The sequence below is a fragment of the Arcanobacterium ihumii genome (assembly GCF_900604515.1).
Classification (GTDB): domain Bacteria; phylum Actinomycetota; class Actinomycetes; order Actinomycetales; family Actinomycetaceae; genus Arcanobacterium_A; species Arcanobacterium_A ihumii.
Window position 1 is genome coordinate 198148 of the sequence record NZ_UWOS01000002.1, and the last position, 26575, is coordinate 224722.

The window sequence follows — 26575 nt, forward strand, 5'->3', positions numbered from 1 at the left end:
AACAATCTCAACCAAGGAGAACAATGACTGAGCAACCCCTCACTCTTGCAGGAGCTCAAAACTTAGATGCGAGCACTTTCAACAATGGTGCGTCACGGCACATTCCTGTGACGACGTATCGCCTGCAGCTGGGTCCCCAGTTTACGTTTGCACAGGTAGAAGAGATTGTTCCGTACCTTCAGAACCTAGGCGTCACCGACGTCTACTTCTCCCCTATTCTCCAGGCAGCTCCGGGGTCAATGCACGGCTACGACGTCGTCAATCACCACGCGATTTCGGCTGAGATGGGTGGACGCAAAGGTTTCGAACAAGCCTCACGTAAGATTCACGATGCAGGTATGAAAGTCGTTGTGGATGTAGTTCCTAACCACATGGCAGTTCCTACCCCGCTATATCAAAATCGCGCGCTTTGGTCCATCTTACGCGATGGTAAAGAATCTCCTTTTGCTACTTGGTTTGACATCGAACTCCAAGAAGCTGGGCAAGGAATCCTTATGCCGGTACTTGGGAAACGCATTGGCGCAGTTCTTTCTGACGGTGATCTTTCGTTGGAGAAAATGAGTGTTCCAGGTTTTGAAGACGACGGTGAAGTCTATGTTCTTCGTTACTTCGACCATGTTTTCCCAGTTAGAAGCGGCACTGAGTATTTACCTATGGCAGAGCTGGTTGATAGCCAGTACTACCGTCTTTCCTATTGGCGAGTTGCAAATGAAGAACTCAACTATCGACGTTTCTTTGATGTTGACACTTTGGCAGCAATTCGTGTTGAAAATAAAGAGGTATTTAGGGAATCACATAAACTCCTTATTGAGCTCTACAGCCAGGGATTCATTGACGGTTTCCGAATTGACCATCCGGACGGCCTCGCTGATCCACGCGAATATCTTCGCAATTTAAAAGAAGTCACCGGTGGAGCGTGGGTAGTTGTTGAGAAGATTCTTGAAGCTGAAGAAGCGCTCCCTCACGACTGGGCGTGTGCTGGAACAACGGGATACGACGCTTTGCAGAGAATCCAAGGTCTCTTTACGGACCCTCAGGGTGTTCCGGAACTAACAAACATTTATTCGGAGATCAGCGGTTCCTTCGACGGTGTCCACGCAACTGAGATCAAGGCGAAACGCCAGATTATCGATCAATCTTTATTTACTGAAGTCGATCGACTATCCCAACTACTTGTATCAGTTTTTAACGCAGATGTTCGCCTGCGTGATCACACATTCCGAGCAATCCGGCGAGTATTGGTTGAACTAGTTGTCCACATGGAACGCTACCGCGCTTACGTTATTCCGAACGAAAAACCCTCACCTGACGACGAAGCAGTCCTTCGCTCTGCACAAACCAAAGCGCGCCGTGTACTTGATTCGGAGTTCCACGACACCTTGGATGCCGTTGTAGAACTGCTCCTTGGCTATGAAATGGGATCGGCGGGTCGCACCCACGATGAAGCTCGGCATGAGGCAATCGTACGGTTCCAGCAACTCTGTGGCCCAGTGATGGCCAAGGGTGTAGAGGACACCACCTTCTATCGCTACACAGCACTGCTTTCTGCTAACGAAGTAGGTGGCGGACCTAGCCATCCAACATATTCTTCGGATCAATTCCATTCGTGGCAAAATTTTATGCAGCGAAACTGGCCTCACTCCTTAACCACTCTCACCACACATGACACAAAACGTGGAGAAGATACTCGAGCTCATATCGCAGCTCTATCTGAATATTCCACACAGTGGTACGACGTGCTTACACAGCTACGCACGCTTACCGCCGACATTCGACCAATTGACCTCGATGGCCAGATTGAGAACTTGCTGTGGCAAACACTGGTTGGAACCTGGACTAATTCTGGACCGATTGAGTGGGATCGTTTGGAAAATTACCTACTTAAGGCCGTGCGCGAACAGAAAAAGTGGACCACCTGGACGGAGCAAAACTCAAACGCGGAAAACAACTTACTGGTTTTTGCAAGAGCAATCATTGGATCGCCAGAAATCAACAAGATTCTCGCTGATTTACATCGCGAACTCCTACCTTCCGTCCGAGCAATTATCCTTGGTCAGAAGGCACTTCAGATGCTGATTGTTGGCGTTGCCGACCTCTACCAAGGTGAGGAAATTACCCAAAATTCACTTGTTGATCCAGATAACCGCAGGGCAGTTGACTACACCTACATTAGCCAGCTTCTAAATACCCTTGAGGAATCGGGATTGCCGAGCGAACCAGATCTCGATACAGAAAAACTCTGGATCACTTCTCGAATGACTGATTTGCGCCGACGTAAGCCCAATCTTGCAACGGCAGAATTGGAATACAAGCCTTTGCCAGTAACGACCTCGCACGCATTCGCATTTTCTCGTACCTCGGACGACGACGCCGTCGTCGGTATTTTCCAACGTCATCTCACAACTTTGGAACGGTCCGGTGGGTTTGGGCAACATACGGTTGTGTTACCCGAAGGGACATGGCGAAATATTTTTACAGACAAGCAATTGACCGGCGGTTCTATATTACTCACGGATATTCTCGATAAATTCCCAGCCGCCGTCCTTGAAAGGATCTCATGACTCCGATTCAGGTGTGGTCGCCAAACGCACAGAAGGTAGACATCAAAATCCACCCAAGTGAAGAGATAATCCCACTTGAAAATAGCGGTGACGGATTGTGGACTCTCGAGCGAACGCTACCCAGTGGAACTCGGTATTTCGTCGTCGTTGATGGCGGTTTACCTATACCGGATCCTCGCTCACGGCGCCAGCCACTCGGTATCCACGGTCCAACAGAAATCGTTGACCCTTCGGATTTTTCATGGACAGACAGTTCGTGGAAACCGAAAGACGTGCGTGGATTGGTTTTTTATGAGCTCCATATCGGTACTTTCACAGAAGAAGGAACATTTCGCAGCGCTATTGAACGTTTGAATCACCTAGTTGACCTTGGGGTCGAAGTCGTTGAGTTAATGCCTGTTAATCCTATCCCCGGTAAACACGGGTGGGGATATGATGGCGTCTCGATCATGGCTACATACGAAGAGTACGGATCCCCTAGTGACTTGGCAGCCCTGATTGATGCGATGCACGCACGTGGCTTACACGCATGCCTTGACGTCGTCTATAATCACTTTGGTCCAGACGGTAACTATCTGGGTATGGTAGGTCCCTATCTTACAGGCAAACACCACACCCCATGGGGAAACGCAGTCAACCTTGATGGTAAGTACTCTGAGCACGTACGTCGTTATTTTTTAGATAACATCACGCAGTGGGCTCGGGATTACCATTTCGATGTTTTTCGTATTGACGCAACAGACTTCTTGATTGATGACTCGGAATATCATTTCCTTGCCGAACTTTCCGACACAGTTCACTCACTCGGCAAAGAAATCGGAAAACAGCTTTCGATCTGCTTCGAATCGGATGCAAATAACTCCATGACGGTTACGTCAACTGACGACGGCGGTCGCGGCGCTGATCTGCAATGGACCGACGATATCCACCACGGTTTACATGTGTGGCTCACCGGCGAAAATAACGCTTACTATAGCGAATACACCGGCGCAGACACCCTCGCTAAGGTATTGCTTCAAGGCTTCTACCACGATGGTATTTGGACGAATTTTGATCATAAGGTGCGAGGTTGCCCAGTCCCAGCAAAATTGAATGGGCACTCACTGATTGCCTTTGATGAAAACCATGACCAGGTTGGAAATCGCTTAATCGGTGACAGACCAAGTCACTCACTTCCACTTTCTGACCTCGCTATTTCACGGGCACTAATATTGCTTTCACATTACACACCGATGCTATTTATGGGCGAGGAGTGGGCAGCTACAACGCCATTCCCGTTCTTTACCGATCACGGAGAGGAAATCGGTCTCTTAATTATGGACGGGCGTATGAATGAGTTCTCGAACTGGGATTTGACCTCAGTTTATGGAGCGAACCCGCCATCCATGCCAGATCCTCAAGCGCTTTCAACCTTCACCAGCGCAAAACTTAATTGGAAGGAGATCAATGAAGGCAAGAACCGTCAGTTCCTTGAATTCGTCAAAGATCTCATCAAGTTGAGGTCTGATGAAGCAGCAATAGCGAGCGGGGATCGTTCGAAGACATCAGTATATATCAACGATCGATCTGGTTGGATGCGTCGAGATAACATCATCATCGCTTTCGCTCGCGATCCTCAAACTGTAAGTATTCCAATTGACGTGGGCAAAAAGCTACTTTCGTGGGGAGAAGCAACTATCAATCAACGTGAAGTTGTTTTTAACGAGCCAGGCGTAGCTGTCTTCAAATCTGGGATCTAAAGCTTCCTCAGAGGATTCCGATCAAGCGACCGAGTGGAGCAAAATCTTCGAACGACTGAACAGTTTCCATCTTGATATTTACCACCGCGCCGAGCCACAAGGTACCCGCTATTCCCACGCCAAGAGATAAGAAGATGCAAGTTGCCCACATTAATGCCTTCGTCACTGTACGTGGATTTGTTGGGATCTTGGCTCGCTGTTTGGCAAAGCGAACGTAGAGCGCCACGGCAATCAACATAATCACGGTAAACGCTGCAAATGATAGATAAACTGGGACGATCCCCCAGCCGCTTTCTCCTTCATTGGTGAACTTGGTGTGGTCAGTGCTTGGAATCTTCTTATGATTCAGCCAATACATCGAATCTTTAAAGTTCTGAGACCACGCTCCCCAGTTGTGTCCACCATGGGATCCATAGTCGAGCTCAAGTTCAACGTTCGAGGATTTGATTTTAGCGAGTCTACCCAAAAGCTTCATGGCATCGACGTCGCTACCAGAGGAGGTGGCAAGGATTCGAGTTGGTTGATTAACCTTGGGAATAAGCTTCGAGATAACGAAATCAGCTTTCTCCTTGTGAGGCATCTTCTTCAATCCGCCGAAAAGAGGTTCATCATAGCCGGAGAAAAGCAACAGGTTACCAAACACATCACTGGTAGATGTACCCAATACGCCTGCACAGTATGCACCTGCGGAGATTCCCCCGAGCGACCATACCATGCGGTCATGTGAAACTGGGAAGTTCTTTTGAATCAGACCAACGATGTCTCTCATCACCCAAGTCCCAACGGCCGGACGTCCCTTGATATTCACACAATCAGGTTCACGTGAATCTGGGCGAAGCTCTGGCATAACCACGATCGTTGGACCGATAATTCCGGATTTCTGGAGCTCAGGGAGAATAGATGGGATCTGGAGGTTGGCGGACATTAGATGCGGATTCGATGGGAAACCGTGGAGAAGGACGACGACGTTGAGGTTAAACATTTTCTGCCAGCCTTCAGGTGCCCATACCCTCACTTTCTGCTGAATCTGCGACTGAGGACCTTTCCACAAGGTCTCCATAAAATGTCCCGAAAAATTACTGCCGCGAAGGGTGGGATCCGAAATCTCGGTAAACGTAGCTTTATATGCCGCTCCATCGAAACTGGTTGGCATCGGAGGTAAAGGTTGGGGCTCGGACTGAGTAGTTCCTGATCCCCCTACAAACTCCCGGACTTCGCTCCATGATTTCATGTAGCCACCGTGGAAATTAATTTGGGCCATTATTGAAAGGCAGAGGAAAATGGAGGTAAAGACGCTTGTGGCTGCAAATGAAACGACTTTCCGGCGTCGTAATAACCACGCCGATGCCAATACAATAGCAACAACGATAGCCCACGAAGTTAGGACAATTACAAGCGAATTTGGTGCCATATGTGAGCCAGTTCCTCCATAAATGTTTCTTAGCGTCAAAGGCGAAGCTAACAAGTCTATACATGAACTTTATAGACCTATATGAACACTCGTGACAAATAAGCGACACAGCACTATTTCATGTATTCATACCGAAAATCGTGGTGATAACTGATACGTCATACCCAGGTATGACCATACTATAAGGAAAACAACACCCGAGGTGTAGACGATTTTCGTCTCTTTTGACATAGATTTGAACTATGGAAGATTCTCGGAACACTCAATCCGTATTTGGCAAGGTCAAGGAATTTGCGGTTGCGCACAAGGTTGCGCTTACCCGCATTTTTTACGTCGTCATGATTATTGCGGTTGTACTAGTCGCCAAACGCGAACTCTCCTCAATTTCTGGTGCTGAAATGCGTCAGCTTTTTGCGGAACAACACCCAAGCATGATCATCGGAATCCTTGTACTTGGCGTTCTTGCCTTCACGGCCACCGGCATTTATGACTTTTACGCAGTCAAGCACTTCGAAATTGATGTTCCCCGCCACCGTGCCTTAAGAATTGGTTGGATTGCACAAGCCTTCAATAACTTTGCGGGACTTGGTGGTTTAACTGGTGGCACTCTTCGCACCAAGCACTACACGACTAACGGAATTGAGACGCGCACTGCTCTCAATATCACGCTAGCGGTGTGGGCAGCGAATCTACTCGGTTTATTCGCTATTATTTTGGCTACCGCTCCTATTGCCTACCAGTGGGAGGGAACGTTTATGCTCGTTCCACTCCTTGGCTGCCTCTATCTTCCATTCTATTTCTGGGGTCAGCATATTAATATCGGTAAGATTAAGCTCGGTCAAACATTCCTAGCTCGCCAGAATTTTAAGCAAAAGCTTGAGATGCTCATTGCCTCGGTTGCTGATTGGCTCGCTGCCGCCGTCTTCTTCTGGCTTTGCATTAGGCTCTTTGCTCCAGATGCCGGACTCGCTTTCACCCTTTTCGTTTACTCAACAGCAACTATTATCGGTCTAGCTTCCATGCTTCCTGCTGGAATTGGTTCCTTCGATCTGACGGTTATCTCACTCTTCGCAGTTGCCGACGTCGACACTACGAAACTCCTTCTTGGAGTTGTACTTTTCCGAATCGCTTACTATGTTGTGCCTTGGCTACTAGCACTGATACTTTCGGTCAACGAGTTCGCCGATACTCGCCGGAGCCTTCGCGACGAGTATCGTAAAGGTGGATTCATCAATTCCGTTATCTGGATTGGAACTGCCTTCTGCGGAATCGTCCTTGTTGTTTCAACGCTTACCCCTGATAACTTCCTTCGCGCTTGGAAGATCGCCCAAATCATTCCAGATTCCATTCGAGGGGCCTCTTCCCTAACGTCTCTTCTTATTGGAATTTCGCTGGTAGTACTTTCTATCGGCTTGAGAGCTCGCATTCGCCGTATCTACTGGGCAGCACTCATTTTGTTGGTAGCAGGCGCAATCGGTGCTATCGCCAAGGGTCTCGATTACGAAGAAGCAGCTTTATTGCTTGTCTTTGCAATCATGCTCTACCTTGGCCGTAATAACTACGATGCCGAGCCGTTGCACCCTACTCCGGTTAAACTTATTTTCTCTGCAATTGCAATTATCGGAATTCCGTTTGCAATCATTGAAATGCGCCACTATATTTTCCACTCAAAGTCGCTTTACCTGCGGATTATTAATCCAAGCCACCCCGTTATGCAGATTGCTTTCTACTCCGCATTTGTTCTTGCGATCGTCTTTATCTTGATGTTCTCACGCTCAAAGAAGCTCAGCTTTGTTGCACCAGATGAAAAAGAAGTTAACCGCTTCCATGATTTCCTTCTTCATCATCCAGGCAACTCTTATTCTTACCTCTTTGCGCTTGGAGATAAGCAGGTGTACTACACCGAAGACGAATCAGTAGCGCTACTCTATCGTCCACATAAGGGCACTCTTCTTGTGCTTGGCGACCCAATCGGCGAGACCTCCCGGTTCGACGAAGCACTCGATGAATTCCTTGGTTTTGCTCATCGACACGATATGAATGTAGCTTTCTACGAGATCTCAGGTAAATTCCTTGAGAACCTCGTTGAGCAAGGCCTACGTTTCGTAAAAATTGGTGAAGATGCTTCACTCGAACTAGATACGTATTCGAACATCGGAAACTCCGGAAAGATTTTCCGCCGGATGCGCAACCGTATGTCTCAAAACGGAACCGAGTTTGAGATGCTCTATCCTCCTTACGACGAGGAAACTTTCGCTGAGTTGCGTCGCGTCTCTGACTCGTGGCTCGGAAACCGTGAGGAAATGGCTTTCTCACTCGGATTCTTTGACGAAGCTTACCTCTCATCTGGACCGATCGCCGTCGTACGGAGTGCTGAACGTATCGAAGGATTCGCAAACGTGGTATTCCTTAACGACGACGCCGTGACCTTTGATCTCATGCGTTTCCGTCCGGATTCCCCGGGAGGCACCATGGACGGCATCATGGTTTCACTCATCGAATGGGCAAAAGACGCCGGTTTCAAGGAGATCAACCTGGGAATGGCACCTCTTTCCAATGTTGGACGCAAGATTTACTCGCATGGTGCAGAGAAAATTGTTCGTTACGTCCACGACTTCGGAAACCGCGTCTACAATTTCCGTGGATTGCGGGCTTACAAGGAAAAGTTCAAGCCCCGTTGGGATTCGCGTTACTTGGTTTATTCCTCAAACCGTTCTCTTCCGTCTGCACTACTCGGTCTTTTGGAAGTCATTAACCGACCAGCAAAATACACTACGAGTGATGATACCCGTTGTTGCCGTGAATACGTTGCTGAGCTTCGGATCCCTCGATACGAGAACTCAATTGAAGACACTGTTGCCCACAAGGCAGTTCAGGGAGGGAATCCGCACTCCCCAAAAGGATCGACTCGTCCTCACACGGCGAACAAGAAAAAAGAAAGTAGTGAAACCTTTGCCAAATAGTATTTAGGCATGGAAGACTCATGAGATCTCGGATTCAAGCCTTTGAGTCCGAGATCTCAGCCTTTACGGCGTGGCTTAAACCTTTCAGTTCGGCGAAATAGCTAGAGTTTTCATGTGACTGGTTCGTCTCTACCTCCGGAAGATTTTATTACAGCACTTGAAAGTCTCAAGGGCCAATATTTCCGACCCGAATTTCACGTCACACAAATTCCTGCGCCAACGAAAATTGCCCCTTGGGCGGTTGCTCTACAAGCAGAGATAAATGACTCTCCCGATCAAGATCCAGATTCTTATCGTGGATCTACGAAGTTCGTAGTCCTCTACGATCCAGCAGGTCAATCCGCATGGAATGGCCAATTTAGAATCGTTGTCCATGCTCAAGCTCCCATGGAGAGCGAAATGGGTGACGATCCATTGCTCGGCGAAGTCGCTTGGAGCTGGTTGCATGATTCTATCGAAGGTTCACGTGCCTCGTTCCATAATCTCAACGGCACTGTTACACGAGTTTTCAACGAAACTTTCGGTGGTCTCTACCTTAACAGTTCACGGATTGAACTTGAGGTTCGAGCGTCTTGGACTCCTCAAACTCCATACTTGACCGAGCATCTATTAGCTTGGGCAAATTTTGGTGCGCAGATGTCTGGCCTAGCTCCAGAACTTGATAATGTTCAAACTCTTCCTAGAAAAGTTGATCGAATTTGACCCCTGCTGACAGTTGCGAAGCTACCCCATTATTAGAACCCCGAGACGGAATCCCCGAAGTCATCAATGATCAGATTTGCGAAGCCGTCAAAATCCTACGTAATTTTTCAGGTCCATTTGCTATAGATACAGAGCGCGCTATGGGGATTCGGTACTCCAACCGCGCTTACCTCATTCAAATTAAAAGGACTGGCTCACCAATCTTTCTGATAGACCCGGTGGGCATAGAAACAAAACTCAACGACCTCGGCGTCGTCCTTCAAGATGAATGGATTTTACACGCTGCTGATCAAGATCTCCCCTGCCTCGCTGAGCTTGGGCTACTACCGGCAAAGGTCTTTGATACGGAAATAGCTGGGCTTCTTTTAGGCTTCGAGCGCGTTTCACTTCAGGCAATGGTCGCAGAAGTACTGAATTTTGCTTTAGCAAAGGAACACTCCAGTGCTGATTGGTCTCAACGTCCAATCGGTTCGGAGATGCGTGCCTATGCAGCTTTGGATGTAGACGTCTTACACGAGCTCAAGGCAGAGCTTGTTCCACTCCTTGAAAACTCGGGACGACTTAGTTGGCTCGAACAAGAGTGCGAAGAAGTGCGTCTTCGTAAACCTAACCCTCCGAAGAAGCAACCATGGCGCAAAGCAGCCCGCCAAGCAGGAATCCGTGATCGGCGCGCGCTAGCTATGGTTGAGCAACTGTGGCAAACTCGCGATGAGCTCGCGTGCAAACGAGATGTTGCTCCGAGCAAGGTCTTGCCATCTAAGGTTTTAGCTGAACTCGCTTTGCGTAAACCGCGTTCACGTTCAGATGTTCTTAATTCGTCTCTCCTGCGCTCTCGAATTAGAATGAAGGATGCTCCGAGGTGGTGGGATTCCATTGACCGAGCTTGGCATTTAGCGGACTCGGAGTTGCCTGAGAGGCATTTCTATGAGGAAAGAGATCCTTTCCCTCCACTTAAACGCTGGCAAAACCTCGATCCAGAAGCTGCAGAACGTTGGACTCAGCTCCGAGCCGCCGTTTTAACGCACGCAGATGAACTTGGAATCCGTCAAGATATTCTTCTTAAGCCTGCCATCCAAAAGCTCACGGCTTGGACAGGGTGGAGTTCGCCGACTCAGTTAGAGGATTTACTAGCAGAACAGGGCGCGCGACCTTGGCAGATCGAGCAAACCGCTCCAATAATTTTCGCTACTGTTCACAATTAGGCATATCTGTATAGCTCGAAGTACGCGTCTGTCTTTAACCTATGCGTCTCAATTTTTCAACGAGACGTTTTAACTAGACGTTGAAATCGTCAATTGCACGGCGAAGGGCAGTAATGTCTAGACCTTCAGTTTCGATAATTGTCTGACGCTTCGCGTGCGAAATAAAACGCTTATCAACACCGTGAATGCTAACTGGTACGTCAACTTCTGCACACTTCAAGGCACGTGAGATTTCCATGCCAAGTCCACCGTGAAGCAAGCCATCTTCTGCAATGATCACACCTTGTGCGCGACTTGCCATCTCAATGACTGTGGGGGCAATTGGAAGTGCCCATCGTGGATCGATAACCGTGACTTTATTCTTTGCGTTTTTTGCTGCTGCAACCATAGTGTGCGCCAATGGACCGAAACCGATCGCCAAAATATGTGGCTCACCTGACTGATTCGATTCAAATAGAACGTCTACGTCGTTTTCTGTACGAACTGCATGGATTAATTCAGGCAATGAACCTTTCGGATAACGCAATAAGGATGGCCCATTGAGATTAACAGATTCGCGAAGAAGCATTCTTAGCTGATCGCCGTCACGTGGTACCCCGACCGTGAGTCCTGGAACCATCGAAGCAATAGAGAGATCCCACATACCGTTATGCGAAGCGCCGTCATCACCGGTAATACCAGCACGGTCTAGACAAATCGTTACAGGTTCATTGTGGAGCGCAACATCCATTATGAGTTGGTCAAAAGCTCTATTCATAAAGGTTGCATACAGCGCAAGCACCGGATGATAGCCCGAATGCGCAAGACCAGCGCACATCGTCATTGCGTGTTGTTCTGCGATACCCACGTCGATCACGCGATCTGGAAATTCTTCTTTCATCGGGCCAAGACCAACCGGTAATAACATTGCCGCAGTTACGCCAACAACCCTTGGATCTTTACGAGCGATTTCAGTGATTTCATCAGCAAATACCGATGTCCAGCCAAAACGCGAGGGCTCAATTGGTAGTCCCGTTTCGGGATGAATCTTTCCGACGGCATGGAAGTGATCATCTTTGTTCTGTTCAGCAGGCTTGTATCCGCGTCCCTTTTCAGTGACTACATGGACGACGACGGGGCCGCCAAAATTCTTGGCCATACGCATTGCTTCGTCAAGTTCGTGAAAATCATGACCGTTAACAGGACCGATGTACTTCAATCCCAAAGAATCGAAAATTCCTGAGTCAAAGAGTACATCTTTCATTCCACGCTTAATACCGTGAAGGGTTTCATAGGCGAGATGCCCTGGAGTTCCGGCACTTTGTAAGGTCTTCTTTCCCCAGCCAAGGAGCTTCTCGTAGCTCTGATTAACTCGAACCGCATCGAGCTTACGAACCGGTTCCAATCTACGTACAATACCGCCTACGGTTGGCGCATAGGATCTACCGTTGTCATTAAGGATGATGACGACGGGACGCTGTGGATCCTCTGCAATATTGTTAAGAGCCTCCCACGCCATTCCACCGGTCATTGCACCGTCGCCAATAACGGCAACTGCATGATTCTTCCGTCCTGAAAGTTGGAAACCACGCGCAATTCCGTCAGCCCATGAGAGCGCAGTAGTTGCATGTGAGTTCTCTACGATGTCGTGATCAGATTCGTATCTCGACGGGTATCCCGAAAGTCCACCTTCCTGGCGGAGCAAGGTGAAATCCTTACGCCCTGTTAAAATCTTATGAACGTAGGATTGATGACCGGTATCGAAAACAATGCTGTCTAGCGGTGAAGAAAATGTTCGATGGATGGAGATTGTAAGTTCAACAACGCCGAGGTTCGGGCCTAGATGCCCGCCCGTGCGCGCCACGTTTTCCACCAAAAATGTGCGGATTTCTGCAGCTAGTTGCTTTAGTTGGAAATCATTGAGCCTGCGGATATCACTTGGACTATGAATCGCGTCAAGTAGGCTCATTTCAATTCCTTTCAACTAAATCTGACAGATAACTATCGTACCAGCGTCTGTGTAACATCCTATATTTTAATGATGATGGCGCTGTGGCACTCGGAACATAGTCCCAGCACCGCAACGCCATCACTCGCTTAGTTCGTATAGAATTACTTCTTAGCTAGTTCACACCTTATCGTTGAACCGCACCAAATTATGCAGCTAATTGACGTAGTACATACTGTAAAATTCCACCGTTTCGGAAGTAATCGGCTTCTCCTGGTGTATCGATTCGAAGCACGGCGTCGAACTCAATAAACTCTCCATCCGTTCCACGAGCGCTTACCCTGACCGTCTTAGGAGTTTCACCGTCATTTAGACGTTCAATTCCTGTGATATCAAAGGTTTCATCACCCTTCAGCCCTAATGACTGAGCATTCTCCCCTTGTGGGAACTGCAACGGCAATACTCCCATACCGATCAAGTTCGAGCGATGGATACGTTCAAAAGATTCGGCAATAACAGCCTTCACGCCCAGCAAAGAAGTTCCCTTAGCCGCCCAATCACGTGAAGAACCCGATCCGTACTCTTTTCCACCCAGTACAACAAGTGGAGTACCTGCTTGCGCATAGGCTTGGGCAGCGTCGTAAATCGTATCTTGTTCACCGCTCAGGAAATTCATCGTGTAGCCACCTTCAACACCATCAAGCAGCTGATTGCGCAGGCGAATATTAGCAAACGTACCACGAATCATAACTTCGTGGTTTCCACGCCGCGAGCCGTAGGAATTGAAACTCTTCCGATCAACTCCATGCTCTGCAAGGTACCGCCCAGCCGGAGAATCCGCTTTAATAGCACCTGCTGGCGAGATATGATCGGTGGTTACCGAATCCCCCAGCTTAGCTAGAACACGGGCAGCCTTGATATCTGAAACCGGTGTAAGTTCCATGGTTAGACCATCGAAGTATGGTGCTTTTCGCACATAAGTGGAATCGGCATCCCATTGGAAAGTCTTACCTTCAGGACTTTCAATTGCCTTCCAACGATCGTCTCCATCAAAAACAGAAGCGTAGTTTCTAGCGAACATATCCGAATCGATAGTTTGATCAATCGTTTCTTGGACTTCTTGCGGAGTTGGCCAAATATCTGCCAAGTAGACCTCGTTACCTTCTGAATCGACTCCAAGTGCTTCAGATTCGAAGTCAAAATTCATTGTTCCAGCCAAAGCATAGGCGATTACAAGTGGAGGTGAAGCAAGGTAGTTCATCTTAACATCGGGGTTGATGCGGCCTTCGAAATTTCGGTTTCCAGAAAGTACCGACACAACCGTCAGATCGTTTTCATTAACTGCCTGGGAAACAGCTTCTGGCAATGGTCCTGAGTTGCCAATGCAGGTAGCGCAACCATAGCCTACCAAGTTAAAACCAAGCGCTTCGAGGCTTGGCCATAGACCCGCCTTTTCGTAATAATCCGTAACAACCTTTGAGCCCGGAGCCATCGACGTTTTCACCCAGGGCTTTGACTTTAAACCCTTATCTGCCGCTTTCTTAGCAATCAAAGCTGCAGCCATCATCACGGATGGATTTGAAGTGTTGGTACAGGAGGTGATCGATGCAATCACTACGTCTCCGTGTATAAGCTCGGTTTCCTTTCCAGATTCGAGCGTAACCGCAACGGGATTATGAGCAGCGTTTTCACCCAGGTAATTTGGAACAGTTGCCTCATACGATTCCTTCGCGTGTGCCAGTTCAATTCGATCTTGCGGTCGCTTTGGACCAGCAATCGAAGGAACAACAGTAGATAAATCAAGCTCTAGGTACTCCGAATACTTAACTTCCGCATTTGGATCGAGCCACAAACCTTGTTCTTTCGCATAGGCTTCGACTAGTGCAACCCTATCGGCATCACGTCCTGTCAACCGGAGGTAATCCAAAGTAACGTCGTCAATAGGAAAAATAGCCGCGGTTGAGCCGAATTCGGGACTCATATTTCCAATGGTGGCTCGGTTTGCGAGCGGAACTTGCGAAACACCTTCGCCGTAGAATTCAACGAATTTTCCTACGACGCCGTGCTGGCGCAATTTTTCAGTAATGGTTAAAACAACATCGGTGGCAGTGGCACCCGTTGGAATCTCACCAGTAAGTTTGAAACCAACGACCCGTGGGATAAGCATAGAAACCGGCTGACCAAGCATGGCGGCCTCGGCTTCAATTCCACCAACACCCCATCCTAGAACGCCCAAGCCATTAACCATCGTAGTGTGCGAATCTGTGCCTACACAGGTATCTGGATACGCTTCGGTTACACCATCAACATCACGAGTCATCGTTACCCGCGCCAGATATTCAATATTGACCTGGTGAACGATTCCAGTGCCAGGTGGAACCACCTTGAAGTTATCAAAGGCGGACTGCCCCCAACGCAAGAATTGGTAACGCTCCCCGTTACGCTGATATTCGATATCCATATTGCGTTCAAGTGCGTCGTTCGTTCCAAATACATCGATCTGAACTGAATGATCGATAACCATCTCAGCGGGATTCAACGGGTTAATCTGATCTGGATTTCCACCAAGATCCGCCACGGCTTCTCGCATCGTGGCAAGGTCGACAACGCACGGAACTCCGGTGAAGTCCTGCATAACTACACGAGCAGGCGTAAATTGAATTTCTTCACTCGGTTCAGAATCTGCATCCCAATTAGCGAGTGCTTCGATATGCTTTGCCGTCACATTTGCGCCATCTTCGGTGCGCAATAAATTCTCGGCTAAAACTTTCAAGCTATACGGCAGTTTTTCAAGACCATCGACCGCTGAAAGTCGATAGATTTGATAGTCCTTATCCCCCACTTGAAGTGTTGATTTTGCATGAAAAGTGTTGACGCTCATGGCACTCCTTCAACGTTGTTTTCGTACCACAACCAACAATACCACTTATCTCGACGTCAAGATACAAATAGTGAGAGAGTCTCGTTAGTTACTAAGGGTGTATTTCTAACTGAAAAGAGTAACCACTTCGAAGTGATGCGTATTCGGGAAAATATCGAACCCTTGAACCGAAATTACTTCGCGTCCGGCAGCTATCAGAACTGCGCAGTCTCGCGCCATCGCGGCTGGATCACAAGATACAAGCGCAATTCGTGAAGCAGGTAACGAAGCCAAAGCATGTGCTGCCTCAATACCAAGCCCAGACCGAGATGGATCGGCAATGACGATGTCTGCATGCCCGGTATGACCTAAAATCACCTCTGCATCAATGTTGCGGTGTTGCACTTTTGCCCAGGGGAACTGCGCAAGATTTCGTTTAGCATCTTCAGCAGCGGGCTTCGATCCTTCCAAAGCAATAACGTTACCCTTCTCTCCAACTCTTTTAGCAGCCGGAACAGAAAAGAGACCTGCACCCGAATATAGGTCAACGACGTTCATCCCCGGTTCTATATTCAATTGATCTATAACAGCTTCAAGCAATATTTGAGGCGCTTTCCAGTGAACTTGCCAGAACCCTGCAGCTTGAACCGAGTAGTGATGGACATTAGCTGCATCGCTGGCAATATTTTCCACGAACGAGTTAGTTTTAACATTTGGAGCAATGTATGTTCCGTGCTTGGTGGAAATCACGTTGTCTCCAGTGCTGGGAGAAACCACCCTAACTTTGTCACCTGGTTTGATGTGTCTATCCCAACGGCTACCGAACAGTTCAAGATCGTCTAGATCTCTAACTGCCAGGGGAACGCAATCCACACGAAGAAGATTATGGCTACGCTCCTGATACATCCCAAAACCGGTATCCATTTTGACGAGGTCAATCCGAGTTCGCCAGTGCCACCCATCCGTTTTATCAATACCGACGATGCTCGGGGCAAACGGCTCAAGATGAGCGCAAAGGTCTTCCCCACCTAAGCGTCGAATTTGTGATTGAAGCACCTGCGTCTTCAGGTTGCGCTGATCTGCTAATTTAATATGACCAAAATCTGCAGCTCCGGTTTGACCAGCATCTCCAATTTTCCACGGATGTTCAACTCGCGATTCTGAAGGTTCAATGATTCTCGAGGCAACTGCGCGTAGAAATTTAGATCGAGCTTGGGTAACGTGAGCTTCAACCAATTCACCCGGAATAGAACCGCGTACAAAGACGACTTGGTCGTTGACTCTTCCAACTCCCCATCCACCGTGCGCAATATCCGTTATTCTCACGGTAATAGCTCTAGAGTCAACTATTTGGTCGTGATTATTGTCCTTCATGAGAGTGTTCTTTCAATGATTTCTCAACGGCAAGGTGGGGTTTTAAATATGCCCACGAATACCAAGCAAAAAGTGCGAAAAGTGGTAATCCAAGCAAAATCTTCGCAATTCCTAAGGCTTCGGTTTGATTAAAAAGATATAGCGGAACTTGTACTATCAATCGGGTAGCGAATAGCAGTACCCACAGCCATGTGACCACGAAGTATGCGCGACGAGCCGGAGTGCGGCGCGGATCGGTTCTCCATTGTTGATCGGTTCCAAGGATAAGGGAAATAACGACGCCGAGTATCGGCCACCGTGCCAATATTGACGCTGTTAAACCTAAAAGGTAGCCAAGGTTTGTAAGTATCCCCCATAAGAAAATGTTGCTAGCTTGACCGGTCTTCCACGCAAGAAAAACCGAGATCGTCATTGCTCCTAAACCGCTGAGAGCAGGCATGATCGAAATTCGTTGTATAAGACGAATTAGTACAAATACAACACAAGCAACAAGAGCGATGAGCGCAGGTAGCTCATAGCTACCCATGTACACATAAAGCGCAAGAAAAACGATAGTGGGGATGATCGATTCAAGTATTCCACGCACGCCGCCAACGGCACCCATAACGTCAAAGCGTTCAGCAGTAAGAGATGAAATTCCTGCTTTTGTTTTGCCGCCAGCAACTACATGGTGGCAATCGTCAGGAACTGTTTGACCAATCTTTTCCGAGTAGTCGTAATGGGAGGGCATAGAATTCCTATAGGTGGTGCGGAAACAACCGGGGCGTTAGCCCCAACTGCATTTTAAACAGAGCAACACGATCAATGCCACGAATACTATTCGGAACGCCTTGCCGTATGCGGGATACTAAGTGGCAAGAGTTCCCGAGGAGGATGCGGATCGGATCCGCGGTCTACAACCACATTTTCAAGGATACGGAGCATATCGTTCGCAGCATTCTCATCAGAACCTGCACGACCATAAAGAGTAACGCGCATAAACCAACGCGGCCCATCCACGCCAAGGAAACGATGAGGAGCGAAATCTTTTGATTGTGGAAGCGGCATCCGTGCAAGAAGTCCCTTACCTAAAGGTGAATCAATTTCCGTTGAGGATCCACCTTGATTGGCAATCGAGGTACGCATATCCAACCGAATTTCATCCCACAAGCCACTACTCTTAGGAGCAGCAAAAACTTGTAGTTGAAGCACTGAATCGTCCTTGACGTAAACTACACCTAAAACAGTTTCTTGAGCAGCATCGGTGGTGAATTGGATCGTGGCTCCTGATACTGCCGGAATACGCAATGCACCGGCGTCGATCAAATCCTCAACAGCTGAGTATTCAGAGATATCAAAGGGCCCCGCTTTACGCCATGAATCTATTTCTAATTCACGAGCATCAACCTCAGTATTATCGATAGTATTATCGATCGTTGCTTCGTCTCGTTCTTGATTCTTTTGGCGGGAAAACAACCCCATGACTTCTCCTTTATTTCACCAACTACACTACGTTGCAAATGCGCAGAAATCACATCAAGATGCACACTCGGCACAAACCGGCAATCCGTTTTCTTCGTACGCGAGCTGTGACCGGTGGTGAACAAGGAAACACGAGGAGCAGGTGAACTCGTCATCTTGCGCAGGGATAACCGCCACTGAAAGTTCAACATTGGAAAGATCTGCACCCGGAAGTTCAAATCCGTCAGCGGCTTCTGCTTCATCGATATCTACCGAGTTTGATTGATGGTCGGAGCGGTGAGCTTTTAATTCATCAAGTGAATCGGTCTTGAGCTCCTCGTCTTGCTTACGTGGAGCATCATAATCTGTTGCCATCTACAGTTCCATTTCAATTTAAGTAATCGTGACCCTCTACCGATGATTGTGGTTGAGAAACGCGATCTAAGTTGTGCACTTGTCCCAGTCTTTGTATCAAAGGTTGAGCTAATAAGCAAGAAAAAAATCTATTTAGTTTTCAGGGAGAGGATTTTCGCACGATAAGGCTAAAAAATTTTGGACACACCTCGAACAAAACCACAATTAAAAGCTGAGAAATGGCAGTCTAGTACTTTAGGAGGAAGAATGATTGAGCTAGAACTTTTGGGACTTGATGCCGACGGTGCTCGGTTATCTCTCAACGACGCTGAAGGAAATCGGTATACACTACCCATTTCCGATGATTTACGTGCAGCTTTGCGTCATGACGTTTCAGTACCAGCTCAAGAAGAGCTTAAGCCTCTAACTCCTCGCGAGATCCAGGCCTTCTTCCGAGCGGGAAAGACGATCTCAGACGTTTCTGAACTTTCTTCGGTTCCTCCTTCTCAACTTGCTAGCCTTGAGCACCCCATCAAGGTAGAGCGCCGGTATAACGCTGAGCTTGCCAAGGGGTTTCGCATCAGCCAAGATTCAGGTGGTATGACTCTCGAGGAACTTGTTATCTCTCGTCTCGTAGAACGAGGCTTGTCACCGCAAGCAATTTCGTGGGACGCGATTCGTGAAGCTGGTGAGCCTTGGACTCTTCTTGCCTCCTACACCATTGGTTCCCAAGATTTTGAACCACGCTGGAAAATCAATTCCAAGTCCCAAACCGTCATCGCCCTTAACGACGAAGCAGCATGGCTTACCGAGACTCAGATCCACACTCCAAATTCACCATGGCGTCCGCTAAACACTCCTAAAGTCTCGGTCCCAGCGGCAGGCGAACCCCCGCGCGAAAATTCCCTGGGTCACTTAGATAACGCGAACGAAAAGTCCTCGAAAGAACCTGAATCTCACGACGATTCAAGTTCTATTTCTTCTGTTTCTGCACTTCCAAGTGTAAATATTGCCTTCGAACAGGACGATCCTTCCTCCTCAAAAGCAATTGATATCGATGATGTGCTGGCCTCACTTGACTCCCAACGTGGAGTTTCAAGGCCGATGCCGATTGACTCTGATATTGATGATGTTGATTTTGCTGGAGCGCATCCGGCTGACTCCGAACCACACCTTGCGCAAGATGCAACGGTTTTACGGCTACCTGATCGGAATCGCGCTGAAGCTGAGAATGAATTGATCCTCCCCGTTGACGTTGATGACTTTCCTCAGAGTAGTAGCGCAACGCTACCAGGCTTTAACGAAATAGAATCTGATTCTTCCCAGCAAGAAACACCTGATTCGGATGATTCGTCTCCGAAGAAGAAGTCTCGGCGGGATAGACCCGCTATGCCTTCGTGGGATGAAATCGTTTTTGGTTATTCCAAAGACGACGACCGCTAAAATTGCGTATTTCTTTCGCTTCAGTTTTCTAGCAGGGTGTGTGGAGAGAGCTCACTTGCATTGGCAGACTCTGCGGTCATTCCCTGCATATGGTGTTTCCTGCACAGCACTTCGTAGGCGATAATGTCTTTACTATTAGTATCACCGACGACGACTTGCTCTCCTTCTCGTACCATCACCCCGTTGACTGTACGGGCATTATGTGTAGCTCTTGCACCACACCAGCAAAGGGCTTCAACTTGGAGACGCTCAACACGATCCGCAAGTTCAAGCATTCGAGCAGAACCTGGGAAAAGATTAGTTAAGAAGTCAGACGTAATTCCAAAGCCATATACGTTGATGCCGATGTCGTCGACGATTCTTGCCAGTTGATCTACCTGTTCACGAGTGTAGAACTGAACCTCGTCGCAAATAATATAGTCAACACGACCGAGCATTCGTTGCTTACTTACTTCGGCCCAGAAATTTGTTTCCGTTCGGACTTCTACGGCATCGGTGATGAGCCCTAGCCGCGAAGAAAGTTTTCCATCTCCCGCTCGATCCTTCATTGAAAAGATAATTCCGTTTAATCCGCGTTGACGATAGTTATAGGCTGTTTGTAGCGCGAGCGTAGATTTTCCACAATCCATCGTCCCTGAGAAAAACACCAACTCAGCCACTAAACTACCTCCACAATTAACGGAATGTGCATCTCAGCAGGAGTAAGCGAGCCGTGCACACCAACCATATTAATAGCACTCGTTGAGTGAACACGCGAATCCACAAAACCCGTTGAGTCCTTCGAAAAAACGATGACGTCACCGATCGCAGTTTTGGTTAGATCGTTCACCGGTCCCAATAAGCCATGGGAAATGACTTCTTCTTTCGTCAATACCCACGCATGGTCTCCAACTGCATCACGCCAACGAGTTGCAACACCGTCTCCATCGCGAGTGTAAATCTGGAACGCTCGCTCTTCGCCTGCCACAACATCGATATCTTGGCGAAGCTCCGGACTAGAAGCGATGTCAATCTTCGCACCAGCATCAATCATTCCATGATCGGCGGTTAGCACTACCAGAGTATCTGGTGGAAGACGACGCAAAAGAACTCCGAACTCAGAGTCAAACAGCTCAAGTTCATTGATCCATTGCTCGGATTCCCAACCGTGTTTATGCCCGATCGAATCGAGATTTCCCCAGTATAGGTAACACATTTTGGTTCCGCTTCTCAGCTCGCTCACAGCTGCTTCAACCCTATCGCTGAGGGATTCTGCGCTCAGTGCCCGCACTCCACGCAAGGCTGCCAGAGTCAAACCCGAACCGATGAATTTGGCAGGTTGGATCAAAACTGTTTCACGTGTACGCTCACCCAGCAATTCAAATAGGGTTGGCTCTCGCTGCCATTCTTGGGGATCATGAATGGTATCGTTCCAGCTAATCAAGCTAAAAACCCGATCATTAACAGGTGATTTCAAAGCGTAGCCCGCCATCGATGTCTGCCCGGGAAGCTTTCCCGTTCCAAAACTTGTAATGCCTGCGGCCGTCGTTGCCGGGATTACCGAGGTTATGAAATTATCAATGTTTAAGTTGCGCAAGTTTCGTGCATGCCCTCGTCGTGCGATGAGTTGTTCAGAGCCCAATCCATCAACCAGCACAACACAAACCCGCTTAGCACGAGGCAAACCGAGAACTTTGAGATCGTGCCTCGAATCGATTCCGGCATCGTCAATAGAAAGTCCAACAGATTCAAATGAGCCAGAAAGAACAGCATGGATTCCTCTTTTATCGGGCAGAATTGCGCCTTGGAGATAATCAAACACGAGTTCCTCAATCTAGGATCGGTTGCAGTTTTCGTTCATCGGTACGCATTACACGTGCACCGCTGTAAGTTTTATTGTCCCATGATGCAGGTGGAAAGTCAGAAACAACGTCGCATGCGTCGTTAAGATCACGCATATTTACGCGTGCCAATGTGCCAAATCTGGCGGTTTTCACAGATAATGAGAGAATGGCAAAAGCACCTTCACAAGCACCGGTCACCGAAAATATTGTAGATATTGATGTTTCCAAAGAAATGCGGAACTCTTTTTTGGAATACTCGTACTCGGTTATCTATGCGCGTGCTTTGCCTGATGCACGCGACGGGTTAAAGCCAGTGCAGCGACGCATCCTTTTTCAGATGGATCAAATGGGGTTGCGTCCAGATAAGGGACACGTTAAATCTTCACGCGTCGTCGGCGACGTTATGGGAAAGCTCCATCCACACGGTGACACCGCAATTTACGATGCCATGGTTCGCCTCGCCCAACCATTTACACTCCGTCTTCCAATGGTAGATGGACATGGTAACTTCGGCTCTCTCGACGACGGTCCAGCAGCACCGCGTTACACCGAGGTGCGAATGGCGAAAGCCGCACTTGCAATGACGACTTCGCTCAATGAAGACGTTGTTGACATGATTCCGAACTACGACAATACTCTCCAACAACCAGAGGTACTTCCAGCTGCAATTCCAAACTTGCTTGTCAATGGTTCTTCGGGAATTGCCGTCGGCATGGCTACAAATATGGCCCCTCATAACTTGGTTGAAGTTATTTCAGGTGCACGCCATCTGCTCAAGCATCCCAATGCCAGCCTTGAGGAAGTTATGCGTTTTATTCCAGGTCCAGATCTTCCTGAAGGTGGAAAGATTGTGGGACTTGAAGGAATTCGCCAAGCCTATGAAACCGGACGCGGTATCTTCAAGACTCGCGCAACTGCCCATATTGAAAATATTTCAGCTCGTAAAAAGGGCATTATTTTCACTGAGCTCCCCTACCTCACCGGACCGGAAAAGGTAATTGAGAAAATCAAAGACGGCGTTCAGTCCAAGAAACTGCAAGGAATTTCAGGTGTTCAGAACCTAACGGATCGTCATCATGGAATGCGTCTTGTGGTTGAGGTTAAGAATTCCTTCAATCCTGAAGCCGTTTTGGCTGCACTCTATCAGCACACACCTCTCGAAGAATCCTTTGGAATAAATAACGTTGCACTCGTTGAAGGGCAACCGCGTACCTTGGGCCTCATCGAGCTACTTAAGGTATATATAGACCATCGTATTTCGGTTACTCGGCGGCGTTCACAATTCCGCCTAACCAAAGCAAAGGATCGTCTACACCTTGTAGAAGGTTTACTGATCGCTATTTTGGATATCGACGAAGTTATCGCGGTGATTCGGTCTTCCGATGATTCCCAAGTCGCCCTAACTCGACTAATGGCCGTTTTTGATCTTAGTGAGTTGCAGGCTGAGTATATTCTTGAATTGCGTTTGCGTCGCTTAACAAAATTCTCTCAGATTGAACTCGAAGCTGAACGTGATGCTTTACTTAAGCAGATTGCCGAATTAGAAATCATCCTGTCATCGGAAGACGCTCTTAAAGATTTGGTGTCCTCTGAGATGGCAGAGGTTGCCCAGCAATACGGCACACCTCGCCGCACCGTGCTCTTGGAAAGCGATAACTCGGCGAATGCAGTCGCAGCGAAGAAGATGAGTCTGAAAATTGAAGACGATCCGTGTTGGGTTATGCTCAGTGGTACTGGTTTGGTGGCACGAATTGTAAGCGAACAACCACCATCTCGCTCCGGTGGACGAGCTTCCCACGATGCCATTGTGTCAATGGTAAAAACCTCTAATCACTCCCAAATTGGCGTTCTCACCGACACTGGACTTGTTCACAAACTTTCTGTACTTGATATCCCCGCGATTCCAGTCACTGATGCGGCGCCTGGATTAGGGGCAGGCGCCGCAATTTCAGAAATCGCTTTGCTAGGTGAGGATGAAAACGTCGTCGCCGCATTCTCCCTCGAAGAAGATTCGGTTCCGCTCGCAATCGCAACCGAAGCGGGAAAGATCAAGCGCCTAAATCCAAGTTTCCCGAACAAAACACCATTTGATGCCATTAGCCTTTCCGATGGCGATAAGGTAGTTGCTGCGCATCCAGCAGCCGATACCGACGTCGTCGTACTCGTAACAAGCAACGCCAGTTTACTTCGGTTCGATGCTGAAAGTGTCCGTCCGCAAGGACGCACAGGTCAAGGTGTGGCAGGTATTCGCTTAGCGGATGGCGCAACTGTACTTGCAATGGGTATTGCACCTGGAAACGATATTAGTGCTCAAGGCGTAGTAACTATTGCTGGTTCTTCGACTGCACTTCCTGGAACGGAACTTGGCTCAATCAAGGTCACTCCATTGGACCGTTATCCTGCGAAGGGACGTGCAACTGGTGGCGTTCGCACCCACCGGTTCCTACGTGGCGAGGACCAACTCACCTTTGCATGGGTTGGAGAGTTACCCGCTCGAGCGAATACGAAGTCTGGTCAGGCAGTTGAACTACCAGAGATCGACGAACGTCGAGATGGCTCAGGTGTGCCCGCGAAGGGAATCATTGCAACTATTGGCTAAGAATCCCTTTGCGCGCTTCGGTAGAAGGTAATTATTCTAGTGAGGTTGATGAGTTTGGTATTTGCGTGGTTCTACAAATACCAAACTCAAATATCACGGTCGACGACGATCATTTCTGCTACTTTTTCAAAATTGTATAGTCGTAGCATTTGAGCTGTTTGATTGACATCGGTGTTTTTATCACTTTCCAAATCGATGCCGATGAGTTTCATCGAATCTCGTTTGAATGCGTCCATACAGTTCGCAACTAAATTCTCTACTAGATTACGATCGCGCCACTGTGGGAGCACAGCAATTTCTTCGATATAGCCTTCGTCTTCGGTATCGTCAGTGGTAAAAGAACGGAATTTTGAACACAGTACGTATCCCGCCAATTCTGGTCGGTCGCCAAAGGTATCAAGTGCTACAAAGCACCATTTATCTACCATGGAGCTACGAAGCTCTAACCACTGCTCATAGTTTTCGACGGTCCCCAGTGAATTCTGAGACATAAACTTTTGATGAGCGCTCCAAACCTCTGGCTCGAACTCTTTTGTTAACGGAATAATTTCAAGGTATCTACCTAATTCAGGCGTAATCGGTTTTGGTACAAGAGAACGTCGGTACTGCAGGTAACGAGCTGATTCAGTGAAGCTGTACAGAGTGGCAAGATTCGCCAAATCACCTTGATCTGAATCAATATACATACTCATTCGTGCACCTGAATACCCTAGACGCCGAGTAAGTTCACGAGCGTTCTCTTGCTGACGCTCAAGCAACTCTGCACCCAAGCCCCGCGCACGCCACCGGGTATGCACGCCACCTGACACGGTGAGTGCCAGGCCGTCGTCGGACCTAGAAGCGCGAATGAAACTGAAAGCAACAAGCTCAGAGCCCACCCAAGCGCCTTCAGCAAGCCAAACTTGGCTTTCGCTGAAATAGGACTCAACTTCTTGGCGTGTGGTACGAATGGCTGCCTGATCTGCTTCTTCAATCAAACTGATCAGGTTTCCAACAGTTGCTACATCGTCAACCGTCAGCTCTTTCCACAGCCAAAAACCAGGCGTTTGCGTACTCGTCATAGGTCAATAGTGTAAAGGATCTGGGCTGCGCGTTCGGCGAAACCGAATTTTGACAAGAAATGATTTTGAGGATCGGCATCAGCAATCACAGGAACCACGATAACATTTCCCACTTGACCGATCTCGGTGCTCATGAAAGAAAGAATAAGATCAGTGCCAATTCCCCGATTGCGTAATCCCCGCTCTACACCATAATGCCTGATCAAACGTTCAGTTGGATCATCAGTTAGCACTGAAATCGCATATCCAATAATATTGGATTCCGACCGCAAAACGAATGAATGCTCAGGGTCGAAACTCTGAGAGAGCTTCAACCAGTTGTCTTTTGAATAGGGCTGGAGTCTTTCCTTAGAAAGACTCAGGCGGTTATGGAGGCGGCGAAGTTCCTCTGTCAATTCCGCTGTAAACGGGATAAGGTCAAACCCTTGCTCTTTAAAACGAGCTAGCGCTTGATCACCCGTTTTAAAATCTTCCTCAGTAACGTCTTTATACAGCAAATTCTTCTTGATATACGGAGAAAAACCGCCCGCGGCCAAGAGACGACGACGATCAAGATTATCGGAGTTAACAACCGAGCGAATTGAAACTGGAAGGTCACGCCCATCCATTGCAATTAGCTGACGTGCCCGCGCATCTTGCCACTCTAAAAGCAGACGTCCAATTCCACGTCCGCGCCACGCACCACAAACGACGGCGAACGCATCAGCTTGAATTTCGGTCAAAGCATCGGAGTTAACTTCCACCATCGCAAATGCTTTTAGCTCTCCGTTGGAGTTCCAACCACCGAGCGTATCCGCACTATCCGGATGCTTAATAACGAAGTCTAATTCAGATCGCGCCGTTCGAGTGCTGACCCTATCCCCTGTTAAAGTTTCGCCGGCTGACTCCTGCATAAGTCCAACAACACAGTCGATATCTTCTTGAGTAATAGGGCGCCATGATAGCCCCAGATGAGCGCCAGGATGAGCAGCTACTGCAGGAGGATTAAGACGACGAACCAACGACTTCGTATCAGATGCATCGTCGGCTCGAGACTGGGAATTAATGGTCATGGTTATATCCTATCGAATGTGCAAGGAACGTCGCTACAAAGCCACTTTCGTTTGCTACGGGCGT

The 26575-nt window shown here is 48.2% G+C and carries 19 protein-coding genes; 7 read left to right on the plus strand and 12 right to left on the minus strand.

Translation table 11 applies throughout. The features are described 5' to 3' along the window. Positions 1 to 23 precede the first annotated feature (23 nt). Both treY and treZ read left to right on the plus strand, forming a co-directional pair. Positions 24 to 2561: a malto-oligosyltrehalose synthase gene (gene treY / locus EIH22_RS05980; protein WP_124054899.1), complete on the plus strand. Its 2538-nt coding sequence runs from the start codon at positions 24 to 26 to the stop codon at positions 2559 to 2561. Beyond that, positions 2558 to 4300, plus strand: a complete 1743-nt coding sequence (gene treZ, locus EIH22_RS05985) for a malto-oligosyltrehalose trehalohydrolase (RefSeq protein ID WP_124054900.1) — start codon at positions 2558 to 2560, stop codon at positions 4298 to 4300. Before treY ends, treZ begins: the two co-directional genes overlap by 4 nt. A gap of 7 nt (positions 4301 to 4307) precedes the next feature. On the opposite strand, the gene EIH22_RS05990 is transcribed toward treZ, so the two are convergent. After that, the gene (locus EIH22_RS05990) at positions 4308 to 5711 is read right to left on the minus strand and encodes an alpha/beta hydrolase (RefSeq protein ID WP_124054901.1); all 1404 of its coding nucleotides are present in this window, start codon (positions 5709 to 5711) and stop codon (positions 4308 to 4310) included. Between the two features lie 242 nt (positions 5712 to 5953). Here EIH22_RS05990 and mprF point away from each other — a divergent pair, with 242 nt between their 5' ends. From mprF to EIH22_RS06005, 3 genes are all read left to right on the plus strand, one after another. Continuing rightward, a complete protein-coding gene (gene mprF / locus EIH22_RS05995) occupies positions 5954 to 8674 on the plus strand; it encodes a bifunctional lysylphosphatidylglycerol flippase/synthetase MprF (RefSeq protein ID WP_124054902.1) in 2721 nt (906 codons plus the stop codon). 114 nt (positions 8675 to 8788) lie between these two features. Then, positions 8789 to 9376 (plus strand): DUF3000 domain-containing protein, encoded by a 588-nt coding sequence (locus EIH22_RS06000; protein WP_124054903.1) that lies wholly within the window; start codon positions 8789 to 8791, stop codon positions 9374 to 9376. Then, positions 9373 to 10578, plus strand: coding sequence for an HRDC domain-containing protein (locus EIH22_RS06005; RefSeq protein WP_124054904.1), 1206 nt, complete (start codon positions 9373 to 9375; stop codon positions 10576 to 10578). The genes EIH22_RS06000 and EIH22_RS06005 overlap by 4 nt, the downstream gene beginning before the upstream one ends. A gap of 73 nt (positions 10579 to 10651) precedes the next feature. On the opposite strand, the gene dxs is transcribed toward EIH22_RS06005, so the two are convergent. From dxs to EIH22_RS06035, 6 genes are all read right to left on the minus strand, one after another. Next, the gene (dxs, locus tag EIH22_RS06010; RefSeq protein ID WP_124054905.1) at positions 10652 to 12526 is read right to left on the minus strand and encodes a 1-deoxy-D-xylulose-5-phosphate synthase; all 1875 of its coding nucleotides are present in this window, start codon (positions 12524 to 12526) and stop codon (positions 10652 to 10654) included. 187 nt (positions 12527 to 12713) lie between these two features. After that, positions 12714 to 15386, minus strand: a complete 2673-nt coding sequence (gene acnA, locus EIH22_RS06015; protein WP_124054906.1) for an aconitate hydratase AcnA — start codon at positions 15384 to 15386, stop codon at positions 12714 to 12716. Between the two features lie 105 nt (positions 15387 to 15491). Beyond that, positions 15492 to 16739, minus strand: a complete 1248-nt coding sequence (locus EIH22_RS06020) for a class I SAM-dependent RNA methyltransferase (protein WP_124054907.1) — start codon at positions 16737 to 16739, stop codon at positions 15492 to 15494. Next, on the minus strand, positions 16726 to 17469 hold the full coding sequence (locus tag EIH22_RS06025) for a DUF3159 domain-containing protein (RefSeq protein ID WP_124054908.1): 744 nt from the start codon (positions 17467 to 17469) through the stop codon (positions 16726 to 16728). Before EIH22_RS06025 ends, EIH22_RS06020 begins: the two co-directional genes overlap by 14 nt. 86 nt (positions 17470 to 17555) lie before the next feature. Further along, positions 17556 to 18200 carry a DUF3710 domain-containing protein gene (locus EIH22_RS06030; protein ID WP_124054909.1) on the minus strand — a complete coding sequence of 215 codons (645 nt, stop codon included), beginning with the start codon at positions 18198 to 18200 and terminating at the stop codon, positions 17556 to 17558. 54 nt (positions 18201 to 18254) lie between these two features. Next, positions 18255 to 18554: a DUF4193 domain-containing protein gene (locus EIH22_RS06035; protein ID WP_124054910.1), complete on the minus strand. Its 300-nt coding sequence runs from the start codon at positions 18552 to 18554 to the stop codon at positions 18255 to 18257. A 246-nt stretch (positions 18555 to 18800) separates the two neighbouring features. On the opposite strand from EIH22_RS06035, the gene sepH reads away from it, so the two are divergent. Beyond that, positions 18801 to 19976: a septation protein SepH gene (gene sepH / locus EIH22_RS06040; protein ID WP_124054911.1), complete on the plus strand. Its 1176-nt coding sequence runs from the start codon at positions 18801 to 18803 to the stop codon at positions 19974 to 19976. A 20-nt stretch (positions 19977 to 19996) separates the two neighbouring features. On the opposite strand, the gene EIH22_RS06045 is transcribed toward sepH, so the two are convergent. The 3 genes from EIH22_RS06045 to EIH22_RS08935 are packed head-to-tail and all read right to left on the minus strand — an operon-like array spanning position 19997 to position 21928. Next, positions 19997 to 20635 (minus strand): thymidine kinase, encoded by a 639-nt coding sequence (locus EIH22_RS06045; protein WP_124054912.1) that lies wholly within the window; start codon positions 20633 to 20635, stop codon positions 19997 to 19999. After that, positions 20635 to 21777, minus strand: coding sequence for an alkaline phosphatase family protein (locus tag EIH22_RS06050; RefSeq protein WP_235001796.1), 1143 nt, complete (start codon positions 21775 to 21777; stop codon positions 20635 to 20637). The genes EIH22_RS06045 and EIH22_RS06050 overlap by 1 nt, the downstream gene beginning before the upstream one ends. A 7-nt stretch (positions 21778 to 21784) precedes the next feature. Further along, the gene (locus tag EIH22_RS08935) at positions 21785 to 21928 is read right to left on the minus strand and encodes a hypothetical protein (protein ID WP_160149032.1); all 144 of its coding nucleotides are present in this window, start codon (positions 21926 to 21928) and stop codon (positions 21785 to 21787) included. 37 nt (positions 21929 to 21965) lie between these two features. Here EIH22_RS08935 and EIH22_RS06055 point away from each other — a divergent pair, with 37 nt between their 5' ends. After that, entirely contained in the window at positions 21966 to 24398 is a 2433-nt protein-coding gene (locus tag EIH22_RS06055) for a DNA gyrase/topoisomerase IV subunit A (RefSeq protein ID WP_124054913.1), read from the plus strand. 86 nt (positions 24399 to 24484) lie between these two features. On the opposite strand, the gene EIH22_RS06060 is transcribed toward EIH22_RS06055, so the two are convergent. Together EIH22_RS06060 and EIH22_RS06065 are read right to left on the minus strand one after the other, a co-directional pair. Next, positions 24485 to 25459 (minus strand): GNAT family N-acetyltransferase, encoded by a 975-nt coding sequence (locus tag EIH22_RS06060; RefSeq protein ID WP_124054914.1) that lies wholly within the window; start codon positions 25457 to 25459, stop codon positions 24485 to 24487. Then, positions 25456 to 26511 (minus strand): GNAT family N-acetyltransferase, encoded by a 1056-nt coding sequence (locus EIH22_RS06065; RefSeq protein ID WP_124054915.1) that lies wholly within the window; start codon positions 26509 to 26511, stop codon positions 25456 to 25458. The genes EIH22_RS06060 and EIH22_RS06065 overlap by 4 nt, the downstream gene beginning before the upstream one ends. Positions 26512 to 26575 lie beyond the last annotated feature (64 nt).